The organism is Flavobacterium sp. KS-LB2 (genome assembly GCF_036895565.1).
Classification (GTDB): domain Bacteria; phylum Bacteroidota; class Bacteroidia; order Flavobacteriales; family Flavobacteriaceae; genus Flavobacterium.
The window spans coordinates 3,290,666-3,308,970 of record NZ_CP145904.1; the positions used below are offsets into that span (position 1 = coordinate 3,290,666).

Here is an 18,305-nt window from a genome sequence, read left to right on the forward strand (position 1 = left end):
AAACTAATTTACCTCCAAATTGACTCTTTCAAAATGGAATCTAAAGAGTTGTTTCTTATAAAAAAAACCAATCTTATAATATGATATCCAACAAGAAAAACACCTAAACCATAGGCTAGTCTTTTATTGTACATAAAAGTATTAAAATACTCTTTTTTAGTAATTAATTCCGTGGTCAATATAACAATGCTGACAATACTAAATGCAATCACAAAAGGGCCTAATAGATGATAGCTTATACTCTTGTAAAAATCTCCCTGATAAAAATAAACTAATGATTTTGTAATCCCACAACCTGGACATGGAAAGCCTGTAACCATTTTGAAAGGACACAAAGACTGATCTGTCTCAAGATGATTATCGCCATTGAAAAACATTAAAAAAAACGGAATCATCAGCGTTAGAACAGCGCCTATAATTCCGTAAATTTTACGTTTATCTTTTCTATTAATTGTATAATTTATTGATGTCATTTTGAACTATCATTGCAGCAATCATTGGAAAGAAAAGCCCTAAAATAAGTAATAAAACCGTATCATCTTTTTGAGCTGCTCCAGATCTATGATACACATCTGGGAGTCCGTCTCTACCTGCCAAATAAAAGAAATAAATATTTACAGGATAGCAACAACCTGCAAATATGGCGATGGGTTGTGAGATGACTTCTCGTTCAGAAACTGCATTAAAAACTTCTGCAACTTTAATATTCCAATAGATTAAATACAATCCACAGGTCAAAAACCCAAAAATTAATACTAATACTGGATCTACTTTAAATACTGGAATAGGTTTTCTTGGAGTATTCCAAGTTTCTTGAACAATTTCTTCCATTTTGGTTTGGTTAAATTTAAGTTAGTAAATATTGAAATTATAAAAAATTTATTGAAAAACTGTATCAATTGGCTCCCAGAGTTCAATCTTATTCCCCTCGATATCCAAAATCCAGCCAAATTTTCCATACTCATAAGTCTGCATATCACCCACAATTGTTACACCTTCATCAGATAATTTTTGCAACAAACGTTCTAAATTCTCCACTCTGAAATTTTGCATGAACTGTTTTTCGCTTGGCGCAAAATAAGTAGTATCCGCTGTAAAAGGCGACCACTGGGTTGAACAATCATTCCCTTCTTTATCTTTCCACCAAAAAGTGGAACCATACTCATCGGTTTTAAAGCCCAAGTATTTTCCATACCAAGCCACCAATTCTTTTGAGTTTTTTGATTTAAAAAAGAAACCTCCAATTCCTGTAACTCGTTTTTCCGGCTCAATAGCTTTGGCTTGACCAAAATATTTTGCTTTTATTTTGTCTACAATCACTTGTGCCAATCGTTCGTGGCTTTCGAAAGTCCAACCAGCAATATGAGGCGTCAGAATCACATTCTTAGCTTGCAGCAAATATTGGAAGGCCTCTGGCGTATTTTTATCTTGAAAAAGGGTTTCAAAAGATAATTTCTCATACTCCAAAACATCCAAACCAGCTCCAAGAATTTTACCAGATTTCATAGCTGAAACTAAATCGGCAGTAACAATATTCTTGCCACGAGACGTATTTATAATCCAAAAAGGCTTAGTAAACCCATTGATAAAATCAGTATTCACCATTTTATCGGTTTCTGGAGTCCATGGAATATGAAGACTTACTACAGCTGCTTTTTGTTGCAGTTCTGCCAATGAAACTTGTTTTGCATTAGCATCACCTACATTATCCTGAATATCATAACACAAAACTTCTACATCAAAGCCACGCAGTTTTTTAGCAAATGATTTTCCCATATTTCCGTAGCCAATAATCCCAACTGTTTTACCATCGAGTTCATGACCACGATTGCTTTCCCGGTTCCAGTGTCCTGCACGTATCTCACTATCAGCTTCGTTTAATTTATTGAACAGGGATAAAATCATTCCCAATGCATGCTCAGCAACAGCATTTCTATTTCCTTCCGGAGCAGCAATAAGTGTAATGTTTTTGGACTCCGCATAGTCGCAATCGATACTTTCTAATCCAGCACCTACTCGTGCTATGAATTGTAAATTAGTAGCTTTGTCCAAGAAAGTCTTATCAATTTTAAAACGACTTCGAATCACAATCCCTTGATAATCTTGAATTTTAGTTTCTATTTCTTCTTTTGACGACCTAAAATCGCTGTGGTTTATAAATCCTGATTGCTGTAATTGGTCCCAAAGAACGGGATGGTTGCTGTCTATATGAAGGATTTTAATATCCATAATTATTCTTTTTTTGATACTTCAAATTAACAAAAAAATTACGGTTTATTGCTTTAACATCGGAAATTAGAGTTGTAATTCGTAAATTAGCATTCTTAATTTTTTATTATAAATGGTATGCTTATAATAAATGAAAACCGACAAATGAAATTAACAAAAACATTCAATGCTTTTTTTGAAAGCGAAAAAGCAGGTGGTCTTTTATTACTTTTTGTAACGATTCTCTCTCTTTTCTTGGCCAACTCATCCGTTCAAACCGAATATATTGCTTTTTGGGAAACTAATATTGGTAGTCATTCCATAACCCATTGGATCAATGATGGCTTAATGGCAATCTTCTTCCTCCTGATTGGTCTAGAATTAGAACGGGAGATGTATCAAGGGGAATTATCCAGTATAAAAAATGCCGCTTTACCTATTTTTGGAGCCTTAGGCGGAATGGTAGTTCCAGCTGGAATTTTTTTACTATTAAATTTTGGAACCATCACACAAAATGGAGCTGGAATCCCTATGGCTACAGATATTGCTTTTGCAATTGGTATTTTATCACTTTTAGGAAATCGCGTTCCTACATCGCTAAAAGTATTTCTAACTGCACTTGCCGTAATTGATGATTTAGGCGCCATTATGGTTATCGCCATATTTTATACAGACACTATTGCCTATATGAATTTGTTGATTGCTTTTGCCATTATGGGTGGTTTGTTTATTTTGAACCGAAGAAAAGTACACAATCTTATTCCTTATTTAATTGGTGGAGCAGCTATGTGGTATTTCATGCTAAATTCAGGGGTTCACGCGACGATAACCGGAGTATTATTAGCCTTTGTAATTCCGTTTGGCAATGGAGGTAAAAAAACGTCTTCGTATCGATTGCAGCATTTTCTACATAAACCAGTTGCTTTTTTTATCCTTCCCTTATTTGCAATAGCGAATACTTGTATTGCCATAAATTCTGATTGGCATGAAGGATTGAATCACCCCAATACAATTGGAATTATACTGGGCCTTGTCATAGGAAAACCATTAGGGATATGGCTTTTTTCATTCCTTGCGGTAAGTTTAGGGATTTGCACCTTACCTAAAGATTTGAAATGGAGTAACATATTAGGAGCAGGAATGCTAGGCGGAATAGGATTTACAATGTCTATTTTCATTACACTCCTTGCGTTTAAAAATGATGGTGAAGAAGTTATCACCTTTTCTAAAATTGCGATTCTGATTGCTTCGTTTATTGCAGGAACACTTGGTTTTTTATGGTTAAAGTTCACATTAAAACCTGCTAAAATAAAAAAACCGGCCAACTAAAAGTTTTCATTTACTAAAAAAGCCTCTCTTACAATTGTAAGAGAGGCTTTTTGCTTTTATAAATAATTATCTTATATTATCAGTTAATCTTTTTTAAACTAATTTTTGTTTACTTATTAGTCCAATAATCAACAACGGTAACTTTATCTGGTGCCGGACTCAAAACAGCTACAAAAGCTTTATGCTCTGGATGAATAAGATACGCATCTCTATCAGCTTCGCTATTGAACGTTATGGTAAAACAATGTGTTAAACCATTATTCAAGTTTTCAGGACTGTTGTTAATGCCCCATTCGAAAGCCTTGATTAGTGTAATTTTATGTTCCAAATTCTTGAAAGCAGTCACTACTTTACCAATAGCTGCAGGATCCGTTCCTTCCTTCCAACCAAATAGTACTACATGTCTAAGTTGTTGTTTTGGTTTATCTTCTTGGGCATTCACAGTATAACTTGAAATTAAAATAAGGGTTAAAAGCAGTAGTTTTTTCATGATTTTTTTATTTAAATATTTCACATTAATCTTCTTGTTGTTCCAGTGACTCTTTATTAATAATCGTATTCACGTGAAGGATAGAAGCAAGCTACCGAAGTAGCGCGTATAGCCTGAACGTATTACAAAAAGGGTCATTTTACCGTTATCCCTTGATTTGTTTTAATGAAGTTTTGATTCCTCGTATCAAAGACGAACTGAATCCGTGCATTTCCATTTCGTTCAATCCAGCAATGGTACAGCCTTGTGGTGTGGTGACACGGTCAATTAATTGTTCTGGATGTACTTTTTCTTCTAGTAGCATTTCGGCAGCGCCTTTTACAGTTTGCGCTGAAATGGCTAATGCAGTTTGCCAGTCAAATCCTATTTCAATTCCCGCTTGCATCGACGCGCGGATATATCGCAACGCAAAAGCTGTTCCGCTGGCTGCCAAAACGGTTGCCGCATCCATTAATTTTTCGTCAATAATAGGAGCGGTTCCCAAACTCTGAAAAAGGGCGACTACGTCTTGTGCTTTCTCTTTGTCTTTTTCATGGAATGCAATACAGGTAGCTGATGCGCCAAATTGTGCGGCGATATTAGGCATGATTCTGATCGCACTATTAGCCGAACCGATTTTGTTTTGCAAATTTTCAATAGACAATCCACTCACTGCGGAAGCGATAATTTTATTGAAAATTTCAGGTAGGATTTCGGCTAAAACAGTATCGACTTGGTACGGTTTTATCGTTAAAATAATGATATCAGCTTCCTGAATCTGGAGAATATTATTAGTGGAAACTGTTGCACCTAATTTTTCAAGATACAGAATACTGGATGTGTTTCTTCGGGTTATAGTAACTCGATTTTCTGGTGAAAATTTTGATAATCCTAATGCGATAGAAACACCTAAGTTTCCTCCGCCAATGATGTGTACTTTCATGCTGGTTGTGGTTTTTCCTCTCCCTAACCCCTATCCAAAAGGTAGCGTTCTGTTAGGGAAAAGTGTTGGTTGTGTAGTTATAGTTGTATTAGTTCGTCCTTTAATTCCCTTTCAATATTCTATTCTCTTTATTCTATCCTCTTTCTCTTAAAACCCTAAAATCATTTTTGCTATCGAAAAATAAATCAGAATTCCGCAAATATCATTGCTCGTTGTGATGAACGGTCCAGTAGCCAAAGCAGGGTCAATACCAAATTTATCCAGTAATAACGGAACAAAAGTTCCTATTAATGAAGCAATAATAATTACCGACATCAATGCTACGGTAACAATAATTCCAATTATAATTTCAACATTCAACAGAAAATGACTTCCTAAAAATAATATTGTAGCCAAAATAAGTCCGTTTAATAAACTTAGTGATACTTCTTTTACCAATCTATTAAATAACGATCCACTCAACGTATTGTTTGCCAAACCCTGCACAATAATTGCTGAGGATTGTACGCCAACATTTCCTGCCATGGCGGCAATCAATGGCGTAAAAAAGAACAAATTGCCATGTTCAAGCATCGCACCTTCAAATAATCCTAGCACTTTTACGGAAATAAAACCACCTAAAAGAGCCAAAACTAGCCAAGGCAAACGTGCTTTTGTATGTTCAAAAATACTGTCATCTGCTTCTACGTCTTGTGAGATACCCGCAGCCAACTGGTAATCCTCATCGGCTTCGTCCTTGATTACATCTACAATGTCATCAATGGTGATTCGGCCTACTAAGCGTCCTAACTCATCTACAACTGGAATGGCCTCTAAATCGTATTTTTGCATGATTCGCGCCACCTCAACATCTTCAGTATCTACTTTAACTGAGTTCAATTTTCTGATATAAACATCGTTAATAGGCGTTCTAGAAGAAGTGGTCAATAAATCCTTAAGTGACAAACGTCCTTTGAGTCGGTCCTCATCATCTACGACATAAATCGAGTGCACTCTGGAAATATTTTCGGCCTGAATTCGCATTTCTTTTACACACGTAAGCACATTCCAATTTTCATTGACTTTAACCAATTCCTTGTGCATGATTCCACCTGCGGTATCTTCGTCATAACGCAATAAGTCAACAATATCTTTGGCATGCTCAACATCCTGAAGTTCTGATATTACTTCAGCTTTCAAATCTTGTGAAAGCTCTGCAATAATATCAGCTGCATCATTGGTTTCCAGCTCATCTAATTCTTCCGCAATCTCTTTTGGCGAAAGCCTGCTTAATATATTTTCGCGCAAATCATCTTCTAATTCCAGAAGAATTTCGGCGGTTTTTTCACTGTCTAAAACTTTAAAAATATAGGTTGCTTCATTAAAATCAAGCTCATCTAGAATTTCAGCAATATCAGCATGGTGCATGTCATTCAATAAAACTTCCAGCTGCTGGTCGTTTTTGCTTTGAATGAGTTGCTCTAATTCCTGAATTAGTACTTTGCTGATTTTAAACTCCATCGGCTTCTATTTTTTGGGTAAGTTCAATGAACTGTTCTACATTTAATTGTTCTGGTCGAAGGTTGAAAATTTCATCTTCTCTCAAACTATCGGACAAATTTAAGGTTTTTAAACTATTTCGTAACGTTTTACGTCGTTGTTGAAAAGCGGTTTTTACTACGGTGAAAAACAACTTTTCGCCACATGGCAAACTGTAATCTTTCTTCCTGCGCAAACGTAAAACACCTGATTTTACCTTTGGTGGCGGAATAAAAACATTTTCATCTACCGTGAATAAATATTCGGCATCGTAAAAGGCTTGAACCAAAACCGATAGAATTCCATAGGCTTTTGTTCCTTTTTTTTCACAAATACGCTGCGCCACTTCTTTCTGGAACATTCCAGCAAATTCGGGAATCTGATCGCGGTATTCCAAAGTTCTAAACACAATTTGTGTCGAAATATTATACGGAAAATTCCCAATGATTGCGAATTGTTTCCCTTCGAAAATTTCGTTAACGTTGTATTTCAGGAAATCTTTAGAAATGATTCTGTCTTTTAATTTTGGATAATTTTGATCCAAATAGGTCACTGATTCCGTATCGATTTCAATAACGTAGGTATTCACTGGTTTATCCAATAAATATTTTGTCAAAACACCCATTCCCGGACCTATCTCCAGTACATCATCATATCCTTCTAAATTCAACGTGTCGGCAATATCTTTTGCAATGCTTTCGTCTTTAAGAAAGTGCTGTCCGAGGTGTTTTTTGGCTGTTACTTTTTCCATTTTTTATTTTTTTCCACGAATCCCGAAGCTTCGGGAACTAAGGCTCAAAGTGTATTTTTTATCTATTTTCTGAATTGGGGATCGTAATTTGCGCCCTTTAATTATACTGTTTTTACAATCTCAACTTTGCAAATTGTGAATTCAAGTTGTAATTCAAAAGACAACCTGAATGTAATTGCTTCTTTCCTCGCAATGACTCTAATAATCTGCGATCAATTCTAGTTCTGTTCTAAAAGCAAGCATTTTATCTCCAAATAATTTCGCTCCTTCTTCACGAAAACCTGGCGCATCCTGTTGATAATATCTCTCCAGAGTTTCTTTGCTATCCGTTGTATATTGCACCGAATACGTTACGCCGCCCATTTCTTCTTCAATTAAAACACGAACCATTCTGGCCGCGGTGAATTTTCCTGTAGCCAAAATTTCAGGAATGTGCTTGTGTTGCATCCAAATCATCCATTGATCGTGAACGCTTTCGTGTATGTTTGTGGTAACGTTGTATAGTATCATTTTTTTGTAGTATAAATTTAAATAGATTGCTAATTTTTCTTTCTTTCTAAATCTGCAATCTAAAATCGTTAATCATAAATCTAAAATCCTCTTTAAAGATTCGTATCTCCTCGCAACTGCCTGAATTTCTTTCTTGCTTCTACAAAATAAATACTGTCCTGATGATTGAACAATATCTTTTCATAGAGCGGTTTTGCTTTTTCAGGCAGTGATTGTTTATTGTAAATTTCTGCCGAAAAATACAAGGCTTCGTCTATATAAATTCCGTCGCTATGTTGGTCTATAATCATTTGGTATTGGCTTAAAGCCAAAGCAAAATCGCCTTTCTTTTCGTATATTTTACCTAATCGCAACAAGGTCGCAGCCTCAATTTCTTGTCCTTTATGATTTTTCAAAATCGTCTGAAACTGCGTTACCGCTTCCTGATTCCTGTTTTGATACAACAGATAATCTCCTTTTGCAAATTGTTTCAAAGCCGTTTGTGTCGAATCAGCTGCAGTATTGTCGTTTATCAATAGAAAATATTCCAAAGCGTCATTCGCAATCAACTGCGTATTCGCTGATTTCAATTCCTTAAACTGTTTCAATGCCCACGCAAAATCAGTTTTGAAATAACTTGTTTTTGCGGCTTTCAAACTGGCTTCATGGGCCATTACATCATTCTTCAAATCCAATTCTATCTGCGAATAATAGATCAAAGCCTGATTAAATTTTTCCTCGAAAAGCAGAATATCTGCAAGTTCCATTTTGGCATAAGCCACTTGATAATCGTTCAACTGCAATTCCAGCGCTCTCTTGACAATTGCCTTTCCTTCTTCTGGTTTTTTCAAGCTAAATGCTGTGAAATGTGCCTGAATCAGCTGCAAAGATAAGGTAAAAGGACTTATTTCAAATTGCTTTAATAAAGCGTCTAATTCTGTGCTGATAGATGTAAAGTCTTTTTCAGACGCTTTTTCAATTTTCATCGTAAGCAAATACGAGTTCGCTTGGATAATCAATTCTAAATCCTGTGTATTTTCTAATACAAAGCCTAATATTTCCTTAGCTGCTTCCTGATTCTCTTCTTCAATCGCCAGTTGTCCTAAATTCACAATATTGGCAAGCGTTTCTGGATTGCGTTTGTAAATGGCTTTTTCCTGAATAAATGCTTTTTCGAACTCTTTCTGCTGTACATAAAACCAACTTAAATAATGATTCCAGAATATATCTTGATTTTTCTGGGTTCTTAGAATTAGTGCCTTACGCAAGAGTTCATTGAAGTTTGCGTCTCCTTCATCAACCATAAAACGAACCAGTTGGTTTTGGATTCGAATAGAGTTTTGAGGATTGGCAAACGCTTCATCCAGAAAAGTAGCAATCATCATTTCCATATTAGACAATTGACCGTAAAGCAACCCTATTTGATAATTGAAATTAAAATTTGGTTCTAGTTCTGTTGCAGTTTGGTAGGATTTCAGCGCATAATCTAACAACACTTTCTTTTCAAAAGCATTTGAAATTCCGTACACTTCATTTGGATTTTTCCTAATTCTATCCAAGGCCTGATCGTAGTATGTCTTGGCTTTAGCATCGTTTTTTTGCAACTGAAAATTATAGCCTAATTCTACAAGTATGTTTCCTTGATTGTATTTTATAAGTCGTTGTTGAAGCGCTTTTTCGGCACTTTCAAACTGTTGCAATTGCTGGGAACAATCGATTATTCTTAAAAAATACTGTGAATTTAATGGAATCTCTTGCAGTAACTCTTCGTAGCTAATTTTTGCTTTTTCAAAATCGCCTTTGTCATAATAATACTGTGCTAATTGTTCGTTTTGTGAAAAACAAACCAATGAAAAAAACAGGGTAATATGTAGAAAGAGTTTTTTCATATTATTGCCATCCAAAATCAATATTTTTTTCTATGTTACTGAAGGTTAATTCATTTTTAGCATCGATTTTAGACCATTGAGTCTTGGCTTTGCTTTTTTTAGGAAAAAACTCATTTTCTCCTTTAGTGATACTTTTCTTTTTGGTTAAGAAATTATAACTTGATTCTTCAATTTCTCCCGATGATCTATGAATTGAAAAAGTATCATATCCAATAAGTACAAATTGATTGTTTTGAAATCTAAACGTATAATCATTAACGTTTATTTCCCAAGACCCACAACTCAAGAAATATCTTAGAGATAATTTCAACAAACCTCTAGAAATTTGAATGCCTTTACCGCTCAAAAAGGGATCCTCAAGACAAGTACTTTCTATATCTCCTTCAGGATGAATAGCAATTTTATTTTTTTTATCTAAATAAAACTTGTTTTCACTATTCTTAAATAAAACTAATAAAAACCTTGGATTAGTATTTAAAGTAGTTTCTCCTAAACCGTCATTCGCAATAAAATTTTCTTTATTTGTATCTTCTATGACTAAAACTAAATCATCTATTTTATCCGCATTTAAATCTCCTTGTGTTTTAGCAATTACCTTCCAATTTTTAGGCACGAAATCCATTTCGTTTTGGGCGAAAGCAAATAGCGAGAAAAACAAAGTACCATACAAAAAAATATTTTTCATCTTGAAAGTGTTCAGTATTCAGTGTTCAGTTTGCTAAACGGTGTATTGTCCAAAAAGCTAACTGAACACCGATCACTGAGGACTGAACACTAATTAATTTATAATATCAAACCCACAGTACGGACGCAAAACCTCAGGAATTACGATCCCCTCTGGAGTTTGGTAATTTTCTAAAATTCCAGCTAAAACTCTTGGCAAAGCCAATGCACTTCCGTTTAAAGTGTGTGCCAATTGATTTTTTCCGTCTTTATCTTTGAAACGCAATTTCAAACGATTCGCTTGAAAAGTCTCAAAATTAGAAACCGAACTGATTTCTAACCAACGATCCTGCGCTGTAGAAAACACTTCAAAATCATACGTCAAAGCCGATGTGAAACCCATATCACCACCACAAAGACGCAATATTCTATATGGTAATTTCAATTCTTGTAATATATTTTTAACGTGTTCTACCATTCCGTCCAACGCTTCATACGATTTATCAGGATGTTCAACACGTACAATTTCGACTTTATCAAATTGATGCAAACGGTTCAATCCACGTACATGCGCACCGTAAGAACCTGCTTCACGACGGAAACATGGCGTGTAAGCTGTAGTTAAAACTGGCAATTCACTTTCGTTTAAAATTACATCACGAAACAAATTCGTCACAGGAACCTCAGCCGTTGGAATCAAGTACAAATCATCGGTTTTATCATGGTACATTTGCCCTTCTTTGTCTGGCAATTGTCCCGTTCCATAAGCCGACGCTTCATTTACCATGTGCGGAACCTGAACTTCATTGTATCCTGCAGCCGTATTTTTATCCAAGAAATAATTGATCAAGGCACGTTGTAATCGTGCTCCTTTTCCTTTATAAACCGGAAATCCTGCACCCGTGATTTTTACACCCAATTCAAAATCGATGATGTCGTATTTTTTTACTAATTCCCAATGTGGTTGTGCTCCTTCATACAAAACTGGAATCTCTCCTTCTTCAAAAACGTTTAGGTTTTCCTCTGGTGTTTTTCCAATAGGAACAATATCCGCAGGAAGATTAGGCAATGTATATAATTTTTCTAAAAGTTCAGCGGCAAGTACTTCAGCAGTTTCCGCTAGCACTTTGCTTTTCTCTTTGTTTAAAATGGTTTTTTCTTTTAAGATTGCGGCTTTGGCTTTCTCGCCACTTTTCATCAATTCACCAATATCTTTGGATAATTTATTAGATTCGGATAAAATATTGTCAAGTTCCACTTGCGTAGCCCGACGTTTTTCATCCAGTTGTACCACCTCTTCAACAACACTTGTAGCATCGATGTTTCTCTTTGCCAAAGCCTTGATTACTTTTTCTTGATTCTCTCTAATAAATGCGATTTGTAACATAGCTTGATTTTTTTGCGCTAACTTTTTTAATAATGGAAGCAAATTTAAGGAAATGTTTGATAGTAACGGAACAAAGTACGGAACAAAGTTGAGAGGAAAAGCGATTTCGCTGTAGTAAAAAAAACAGAGCTTATAAATCGAACGTATTTGCTAGTTAAAAAGCATTTGTAGTTTGCTATTATTCATTAGGAATACTAAACATAAAGGTACATCCTTCGTTTTCCTTGCTATGAACCGAAATAGAGCCTTGATGCTTCTCTACAAAATCTTTACACAACATAAGACCAAGACCTGTGCCCAATTCTTCATGAGTTCCTGTAGTCGATTTTTTACTGTTAATATCAAAAAGCGTATTGATATTTTCAGACGATAGACCAATACCGTTGTCTTTTACATAAAACACGAATTGTTTTCTTTCTTTGTCCATCGAGATCGTTACTTGGCCGTTAGTATTGGTGAATTTTATCGCATTCGAAATTAAATTCCGAAAAATAGTTTCAAGCATATTAGCATCAGCCGTAACAAATTGTTCTAGTGGAATTTCAGACTTGATGGTAATGCTTTTATACTCGGCATGTTTCGATAGTAATGAGATGGTTCTATTAACAATGGCACTTACTTCAACTTTTGATGGGTTAAAATCAATACGTCCGGTTTGTGATTGTGCCCATGAAAGCAGGTTTTCTAAGAGAGAAAATGTATTCTTTGAGGATTGGTAAATCAGCTGAATAAACTCCTCACGTTCTTCATTAACAATGTTGTTTTCCTTTTCCAGTAACATTTCAGACAAACCCAAAATTCCATTAAAAGAACCTCTTAAATCGTGTGCTATTATAGAGAAAAAAGCATCTTTATCGCTCAATAGTTTTTTTATTTGAATCTCCTTTTCCTCTTGCAGCAACAATAAATATCCTACTCCACTGCTTATTAGAACCAGAAAAGTAATGAGAAAAACCATTTTCTGAGTAACGTCTGTCGAGTATAAACTTGTAGTTGTGTTAATCAAAGGGTAAATGATCCTAAAGAGCAAGACCACTAAGATTATCCCGTAATTGCACGCTAATAATCTCCTAAACAAACTAGTATGCAATTCTTTAAAAAATAGATACGTAGGCATCACTAACAAAATAAAAAAGAAAAAAGATGCTGCAGACACCCTTATATTACTATCGTATTCGAGCCAAACTACAATATAAAAACCTAGCAAAGCAATGATAAAAAGCACTAGTTGTATTAAGTGATTTTTTCTAGTACTTATTTTGACAATCATTAACATAGCAATAGACTCAAAATAATAACTCACAAAAAACAATGTATTGGGTACTAGGAAATTGATAGGACTATAACTCACAGTATCTGTCCTTACAAAAAAGGCTAGCCACCCAACAGCTTGAAAAATCTTGGAAAAACCAAATATTAAAAAGTGTTTTCTAGTATCGTTACGAAAATTAGAAAGTAAAAAAATAAATACAAGAATGGCAAGGGTAAAATTTCCCCAAAATAAAAAACCCATTGCACTCCGTATGTCAAGCGTAAATAATTTTAAAATTTGATTTAGAACTTCCATTTTTATAGTTATTAAAAAACATATCGGTCTTTACAAAATTAAGCATATTATACGTACAAAAATGAAATTAAAAAACTATTTATCAACTGATTTAACAGAACGAGAACGACTAAGTCCTCTTGATTTCATGACCCACAAATTCTTCCAAAACTGCAAACATATCGTCAACCGAAAGCACTTCTAAATCAGGATGGGTTTTTAAGAAATCAGCATTCAAATTCACTAGATTTTCTTCCAGTTCAAAAAAAGTGTCGTTGTTGAGCAAATCTCTAATCGGGTTTACGCCTTCGAGTTTTCCTTTGAAGAATTTTTCTCTTTTTACGCTACTCATTAATTTTACTTTTTTGGATTGTTGTTGGAACAATTCCAAATGCTTTTCCGCGCCAATTAATGCCAAACCTTCTTCTATTAATTCGTTTAGTTCTTTATTCCAACGGGAATTATACACAAATTGCGCAAAATTTCCTTCGGTGTATTGTGAAGTATAATAATCTAAATAATAACTCATTATGGCGTCTTCGTGAATCAAATCATCGTTTACGCCTTCCTCGCGCATTAAGTTGATTACCGAAATATTAGAGTGAATTACATCTTGGGGGTTCTCACTGTTAAAGGCTGTTTCTGAAATAATTATTCTACCGAATTCCATTTGTTTTGTATTTGAATATGTGCTGCAAATTTCGGGTAAATAAAAACAGAAATGAAATACAATGCGATTTATATGCTATCAGATTCGTTACTATTCTTTTTCTGATTCATTTTTGTAACCAAAGCTTTCAAACGTGCTGCTTTTTCTTTTTTTTCTTCTTGCAATTTCGCCTTTTTCCGATTCAGCAATTTGGTGTGTAAAGCCTTATTTTTGGTATTTTTTTCGGGTCCTTTGGGCATGAGTTGAAATCTTTTTAATTGTGTTTGCAAAGATAAAAAAACGACTTAAATAAAGCCGCTTCTCAACTGATTTGATAACCACAAAATAGTATGAGCACAGCACTCAAACTTCCTCGAAAAAAATTACTTACTAAAAAAGAATTCATGTATTGCAATTATCTCATTTCTTCCTATTTGAACTAAATCGTTAGTTTCTTTTAGAAAAATCCCTAAAGACCTTTCATTATAGATAAATTTCATTTCATTTGAATAATCTGTAACAACGTACATATCGCCAGATAATTCAAAAAATGGAACAACAAGCTTTCCATTAACTTTAACTCCTTTATTTACTATTTTGCCTTCAACTAATCTGTCTTTCACTAATTTATTATCATTAACGCCAGAAGCCACTTTAACGTAAGAAGTCATCATATTTATCCATTCGCTTTCATCTACTAAATACCATTTCACTTTATCAAAATTAACTCCATTCTCATTTACCCAGCCATTACTAGTAAACCCAAACAACACTTGTTTTTTACCATCGAGAACAGGCTTTTCTTGTGGCTTAAACTCCTGAATATTATACAGTATAACAGAAACTGAAGACATATCTTTTAATTTCTTTCCATCAAACGCTAATGTTTTTAATGAGAAGCTAGTCAACTCAGGGTGATTATTTAGTATCCATTGCGTCGCTTTTAATTCCGCCTGCTCTTTCATTTGCTCAACTGCAATAATACCAGCACCAATTGCCGCGATACCAGCAATAGCAGCAACGGCCGCAGTACCATTATTTTGAGCGTCCGCTTTTTTAGGAAGCAATAGGAGTACGATTATCAGAAATGTAATTAATTTTCTCATTTTTCAAATTGTGTTATTTTATCAACCCAGCAACTATTACTGTTTGTTTGTCAAATTTATCAAGACTAAAAAGCATTTCCTTACGGTTTTCCTCATTTTCATTAGAAAAATTTATGATCAGTTTGTTGCTTTGCTAAAGAAAAAATCTCTATTACGAGATCAATTTGATGAGATTTCTCCTTCGCCGGAATGACAAATGTTGTAGGAATTCTAAATGCCCTAGCCCCGATAGCAGTGAAAATCCTTATTGTTTTTGCTGCCAAAAACAATAAGATTGTAACGTATAGCGGGAAATAGCTCCTAATCCTTCGACTTCGCTCAGGATGACAATAAATAATTACTTATTTTTGCACTCAATAAAATTGAATCATGATACAGAATCCAAAAAGATATACAATTACAGCGGCATTGCCTTATACGAACGGACCGATTCACATTGGCCATTTGGCGGGGGTTTACGTGCCTTCTGATATTTATTCCCGTTACTTGCGTTTGCAAGGAAGAGACGTTTTGTTTGTGTGCGGAAGTGACGAGCACGGCGTGGCCATTTCGATGAAAGCCAAAAAAGAAGGCATTACGCCACAGGAAGTAATCGATAAATATGATGGAATAATCCGTAAATCGTTCTCTGATTTTGGAATTTCGTTTGATAATTATTCCAGAACTTCGGCTAAAATTCATCATGATACGGCTTCAGAATTTTTCAGAAAACTGTATGAACAAGGTGATTTTATTGAGGAAGTAACCGAGCAATTGTATGATGCAAAAGCAGATCAGTTCTTGGCAGACCGTTTTGTGGTAGGAACTTGCCCAAAATGTGGCAACGAAGAAGCCTACGGTGACCAATGCGAAAAATGCGGTTCAACCCTGAACGCTACGGATTTAATCAATCCAAAATCGACAATAACTGGAGAAACTCCGATTTTGAAATCGACGAAACACTGGTTTTTGCCTTTGGATCGTTATGAAGATTTCTTGAAAGAATGGATTCTCGTTGGACATAAAAATGACTGGAAACCGAATGTTTACGGGCAAGTAAAATCGTGGATTGACGGCGGATTAGAACCTCGTGCGGTAACTCGTGACTTAGATTGGGGAATTGACGTTCCTGTTGAAGGTGCCGAAGGAAAAAAATTATATGTGTGGTTTGATGCGCCGATTGGCTATATTTCATCTACCAAAGAATGGGCTTTGCGCGAAGGAAAGGATTGGGAACCGTACTGGAAAGATCAAGATACGAAACTGGTTCACTTTATTGGGAAAGACAATATTGTTTTCCATTGCATCATTTTCCCCGCGATGTTAAAAGCTGAAGGAAGTTATATTTTACCGGATAATGTGCCTGCAAATGAGTTCTTGAACTTAGAAGGAAACAAATTATCTACGTCTAAAAACTGGGCGGTTTGGTTGCACGAATATTTAGAAGAATTCCCAAATCAGCAAGATGTTTTGCGTTATGCGTTGACATCAAACGCTCCTGAAACCAAGGATAATGATTTTACCTGGAAAGATTTTCAGGCGAGAAACAATAATGAATTGGTGGCGATTTACGGGAATTTCATTAATCGTGTCGTGGTTTTAACCAATAAATATTACAACGGAATTGTTCCGCAGCCGAACGAACTTTCGGAAGTAGACGAAGCGACTTTAACAGAATTGAAAGCCTATCCAGCTGTGATTTCGAGTTCTGTGGAACGTTATAGATTTCGTGAAGCATTGAGCGAATTGATGAATGTAGCTCGATTAGGAAATAAATATTTAGCCGATGAAGAGCCTTGGAAAGTGATCAAAGACAATCCAGAACGCGTTCAAACACAAATGTATGTGGCGTTGCAAATTGCTGCGGCTTTAAGTTCACTTTGCGAACCTTTCTTACCCTTTACCGCTAAAAAATTATCAAGAATTCTAAAAATAGAAAGTCCGTTGAACTGGAATACGATTGCTCAAAATTCTGATTTGATTCCAGCAGGACACCAAATTGGCGAAGCGGAATTATTGTTTGCTAAAATTGAAGACGAGGAAATCCAAAAACAAATCGACAAACTGGAAGCAACTAAAACTGCCAATACTGCCGAAAACAAAAAAGCAGAACCACAAAAAGAAGCGATTCAATTTGAGGATTTTGCCAAAATGGATATTCGTACAGGAACCATCTTGGAAGCGGAAAAAATGCCAAAAGCCAGCAAACTTTTGATTTTAAAAGTAGATACTGGAATTGATGTTCGCACTATTGTTTCAGGAATTGCCGAGAGTTTTAAACCAGAAGATATTATTGGTAAAAAAGTTACTGTTTTAGTGAATTTGGCTCCAAGAAACCTTCGTGGCGTAGAAAGTCAAGGAATGATTTTGATGACTACGAATGCTGAAGGGAAACTGGTTTTTGTAAATCCAGATACCGATGGCGTTGCAAACGGAGAGACAATAAATTAAGGAATTTATAAAATGAAAATAAAAAAGCCGCAATTAGCTTTAATTGTTGGAATAATCTGCATTTCGATATTTCCAATATTAATAAAACTTCGGTTAACACCCGGGCTAATTTCGGCTTTTTATAGAATGGCAATTGCAGCAACCTTGCTACTGCCTTATGTCATAATTACAAAAAAATTCAAGCTCCCAACAATCAAGCTCTTAATTCCTGCTATAATTTGCGGAATTTTATTTGCCTCAGATGTTGCCGTTTGGAATATTGCCATCCAAGAATCTAGCGCTACTCAGGCTTCACTGCTTACTAATTTATCGCCGCTTTGGGTAGGCATAGGCTCCTTCTTATTTTTAAAAACTAAACCCGCTCTTAATTTCTGGATTGGAACCCTAGTCTCATTATTCGGAATGATTATGCTGGTTGGTTTCGAGTTTTTTATCAAACTGAATTTCGACACCGCTTTTCTTTTAGCAGTACTGTCGGGTATTTTATATGCTATTTACTTACTGGTCAGCAAAAAAGTACTTTCTAAAGTGGATGTCCTTTCGTTCATGACCATCAGTCTCATTTCTTCAAGCCTATATTTAGGAATTCTCTGTTTAATGCTAGAAGAACCTTTTTCCGGATTTTCTGATGCTGGTTGGCTGGTCCTGTTGATCCAGGCAATAGTTTGCCAATTATTAGCATGGCTATCGCTCAGTTATGCAACACAACACATGCGCGCCACAAGAGTGTCTTTGAGTTTGCTCAGTCAAGCCGTTTTGACTTCTATTTTAGCTTGGTTGTTTTTAGATGAAATAATCACACTGCAAATGATTATCGGAGGAATTATTTTACTTTTGGGAATCCGAATCACCTTTTATTCTAAATCAATTTCAATGAAAAAAGTCTTTTCCAAAGCAGGGGAAAGTTAAAAGTAAAACTCAATACTTA

Annotated in this window: 17 protein-coding genes and 1 pseudogene; 3 read left to right on the top strand and 15 right to left on the bottom strand. The window is 35.3% G+C overall.

The genetic code is table 11. The annotated features are described in order from the left end of the window. Positions 1 to 8 precede the first annotated feature (8 nt). From V5J73_RS14105 to V5J73_RS14115, 3 genes and pseudogenes are all read right to left on the bottom strand, one after another. Positions 9 to 473 (bottom strand): DUF2752 domain-containing protein, encoded by a 465-nt coding sequence (locus V5J73_RS14105; RefSeq protein WP_338646614.1) that lies wholly within the window; start codon positions 471 to 473, stop codon positions 9 to 11. Then, positions 448 to 831, bottom strand: a complete 384-nt coding sequence (locus tag V5J73_RS14110; protein WP_338646615.1) for a DUF4234 domain-containing protein — start codon at positions 829 to 831, stop codon at positions 448 to 450. Before V5J73_RS14110 ends, V5J73_RS14105 begins: the two co-directional genes overlap by 26 nt. A 459-nt stretch (positions 832 to 1,290) precedes the next feature. Beyond that, positions 1,291 to 2,229, bottom strand: a pseudogene (locus tag V5J73_RS14115) (2-hydroxyacid dehydrogenase); the annotation flags it as partial. 144 nt (positions 2,230 to 2,373) lie between these two features. On the opposite strand from V5J73_RS14115, the gene nhaA reads away from it, so the two are divergent. Next, on the top strand, positions 2,374 to 3,537 hold the full coding sequence (nhaA, locus tag V5J73_RS14120) for a Na+/H+ antiporter NhaA (protein ID WP_338646616.1): 1,164 nt from the start codon (positions 2,374 to 2,376) through the stop codon (positions 3,535 to 3,537). A gap of 109 nt (positions 3,538 to 3,646) precedes the next feature. On the opposite strand, the gene V5J73_RS14125 is transcribed toward nhaA, so the two are convergent. From V5J73_RS14125 to V5J73_RS14180, 12 genes are all read right to left on the bottom strand, one after another. Further along, complete coding sequence (locus V5J73_RS14125) at positions 3,647 to 4,027, bottom strand: Dabb family protein (RefSeq protein ID WP_338646617.1); 381 nt, start codon at positions 4,025 to 4,027, stop codon at positions 3,647 to 3,649. Positions 4,028 to 4,172: 145 nt separating this feature from the next. Then, on the bottom strand, positions 4,173 to 4,949 hold the full coding sequence (proC, locus tag V5J73_RS14130) for a pyrroline-5-carboxylate reductase (protein ID WP_338646618.1): 777 nt from the start codon (positions 4,947 to 4,949) through the stop codon (positions 4,173 to 4,175). A 147-nt stretch (positions 4,950 to 5,096) separates the two neighbouring features. Further along, complete coding sequence (gene mgtE / locus V5J73_RS14135; RefSeq protein ID WP_338646619.1) at positions 5,097 to 6,449, bottom strand: magnesium transporter; 1,353 nt, start codon at positions 6,447 to 6,449, stop codon at positions 5,097 to 5,099. Further along, a complete protein-coding gene (gene rsmA / locus V5J73_RS14140; RefSeq protein ID WP_338646620.1) occupies positions 6,439 to 7,218 on the bottom strand; it encodes a 16S rRNA (adenine(1518)-N(6)/adenine(1519)-N(6))-dimethyltransferase RsmA in 780 nt (259 codons plus the stop codon). The genes mgtE and rsmA overlap by 11 nt, the downstream gene beginning before the upstream one ends. A gap of 198 nt (positions 7,219 to 7,416) precedes the next feature. Beyond that, the gene (locus V5J73_RS14145) at positions 7,417 to 7,728 is read right to left on the bottom strand and encodes a DUF4286 family protein (protein ID WP_338646621.1); all 312 of its coding nucleotides are present in this window, start codon (positions 7,726 to 7,728) and stop codon (positions 7,417 to 7,419) included. 92 nt (positions 7,729 to 7,820) lie between these two features. Continuing rightward, positions 7,821 to 9,596, bottom strand: a complete 1,776-nt coding sequence (locus tag V5J73_RS14150) for a tetratricopeptide repeat protein (protein ID WP_338646622.1) — start codon at positions 9,594 to 9,596, stop codon at positions 7,821 to 7,823. Position 9,597: 1 nt separating this feature from the next. After that, positions 9,598 to 10,281, bottom strand: coding sequence for a hypothetical protein (locus tag V5J73_RS14155; RefSeq protein ID WP_338646623.1), 684 nt, complete (start codon positions 10,279 to 10,281; stop codon positions 9,598 to 9,600). A gap of 93 nt (positions 10,282 to 10,374) precedes the next feature. Beyond that, positions 10,375 to 11,646 (bottom strand): serine--tRNA ligase, encoded by a 1,272-nt coding sequence (serS, locus tag V5J73_RS14160; protein WP_338646624.1) that lies wholly within the window; start codon positions 11,644 to 11,646, stop codon positions 10,375 to 10,377. Between the two features lie 178 nt (positions 11,647 to 11,824). Beyond that, positions 11,825 to 12,604, bottom strand: coding sequence for a sensor histidine kinase (locus tag V5J73_RS14165; RefSeq protein WP_338646625.1), 780 nt, complete (start codon positions 12,602 to 12,604; stop codon positions 11,825 to 11,827). Between the two features lie 718 nt (positions 12,605 to 13,322). Continuing rightward, a complete protein-coding gene (locus V5J73_RS14170; RefSeq protein WP_338646626.1) occupies positions 13,323 to 13,862 on the bottom strand; it encodes a DMP19 family protein in 540 nt (179 codons plus the stop codon). Between the two features lie 68 nt (positions 13,863 to 13,930). Beyond that, positions 13,931 to 14,101: a hypothetical protein gene (locus V5J73_RS14175; RefSeq protein WP_338646627.1), complete on the bottom strand. Its 171-nt coding sequence runs from the start codon at positions 14,099 to 14,101 to the stop codon at positions 13,931 to 13,933. A gap of 123 nt (positions 14,102 to 14,224) precedes the next feature. After that, a complete protein-coding gene (locus V5J73_RS14180) occupies positions 14,225 to 14,947 on the bottom strand; it encodes a hypothetical protein (RefSeq protein WP_338646628.1) in 723 nt (240 codons plus the stop codon). A 369-nt stretch (positions 14,948 to 15,316) separates the two neighbouring features. Here V5J73_RS14180 and metG point away from each other — a divergent pair, with 369 nt between their 5' ends. Continuing rightward, positions 15,317 to 17,377, top strand: coding sequence for a methionine--tRNA ligase (gene metG / locus V5J73_RS14185; RefSeq protein ID WP_338646629.1), 2,061 nt, complete (start codon positions 15,317 to 15,319; stop codon positions 17,375 to 17,377). Between the two features lie 12 nt (positions 17,378 to 17,389). Further along, a complete protein-coding gene (locus V5J73_RS14190; RefSeq protein WP_338646631.1) occupies positions 17,390 to 18,286 on the top strand; it encodes a DMT family transporter in 897 nt (298 codons plus the stop codon). Positions 18,287 to 18,305: the final 19 nt, after the last annotated feature.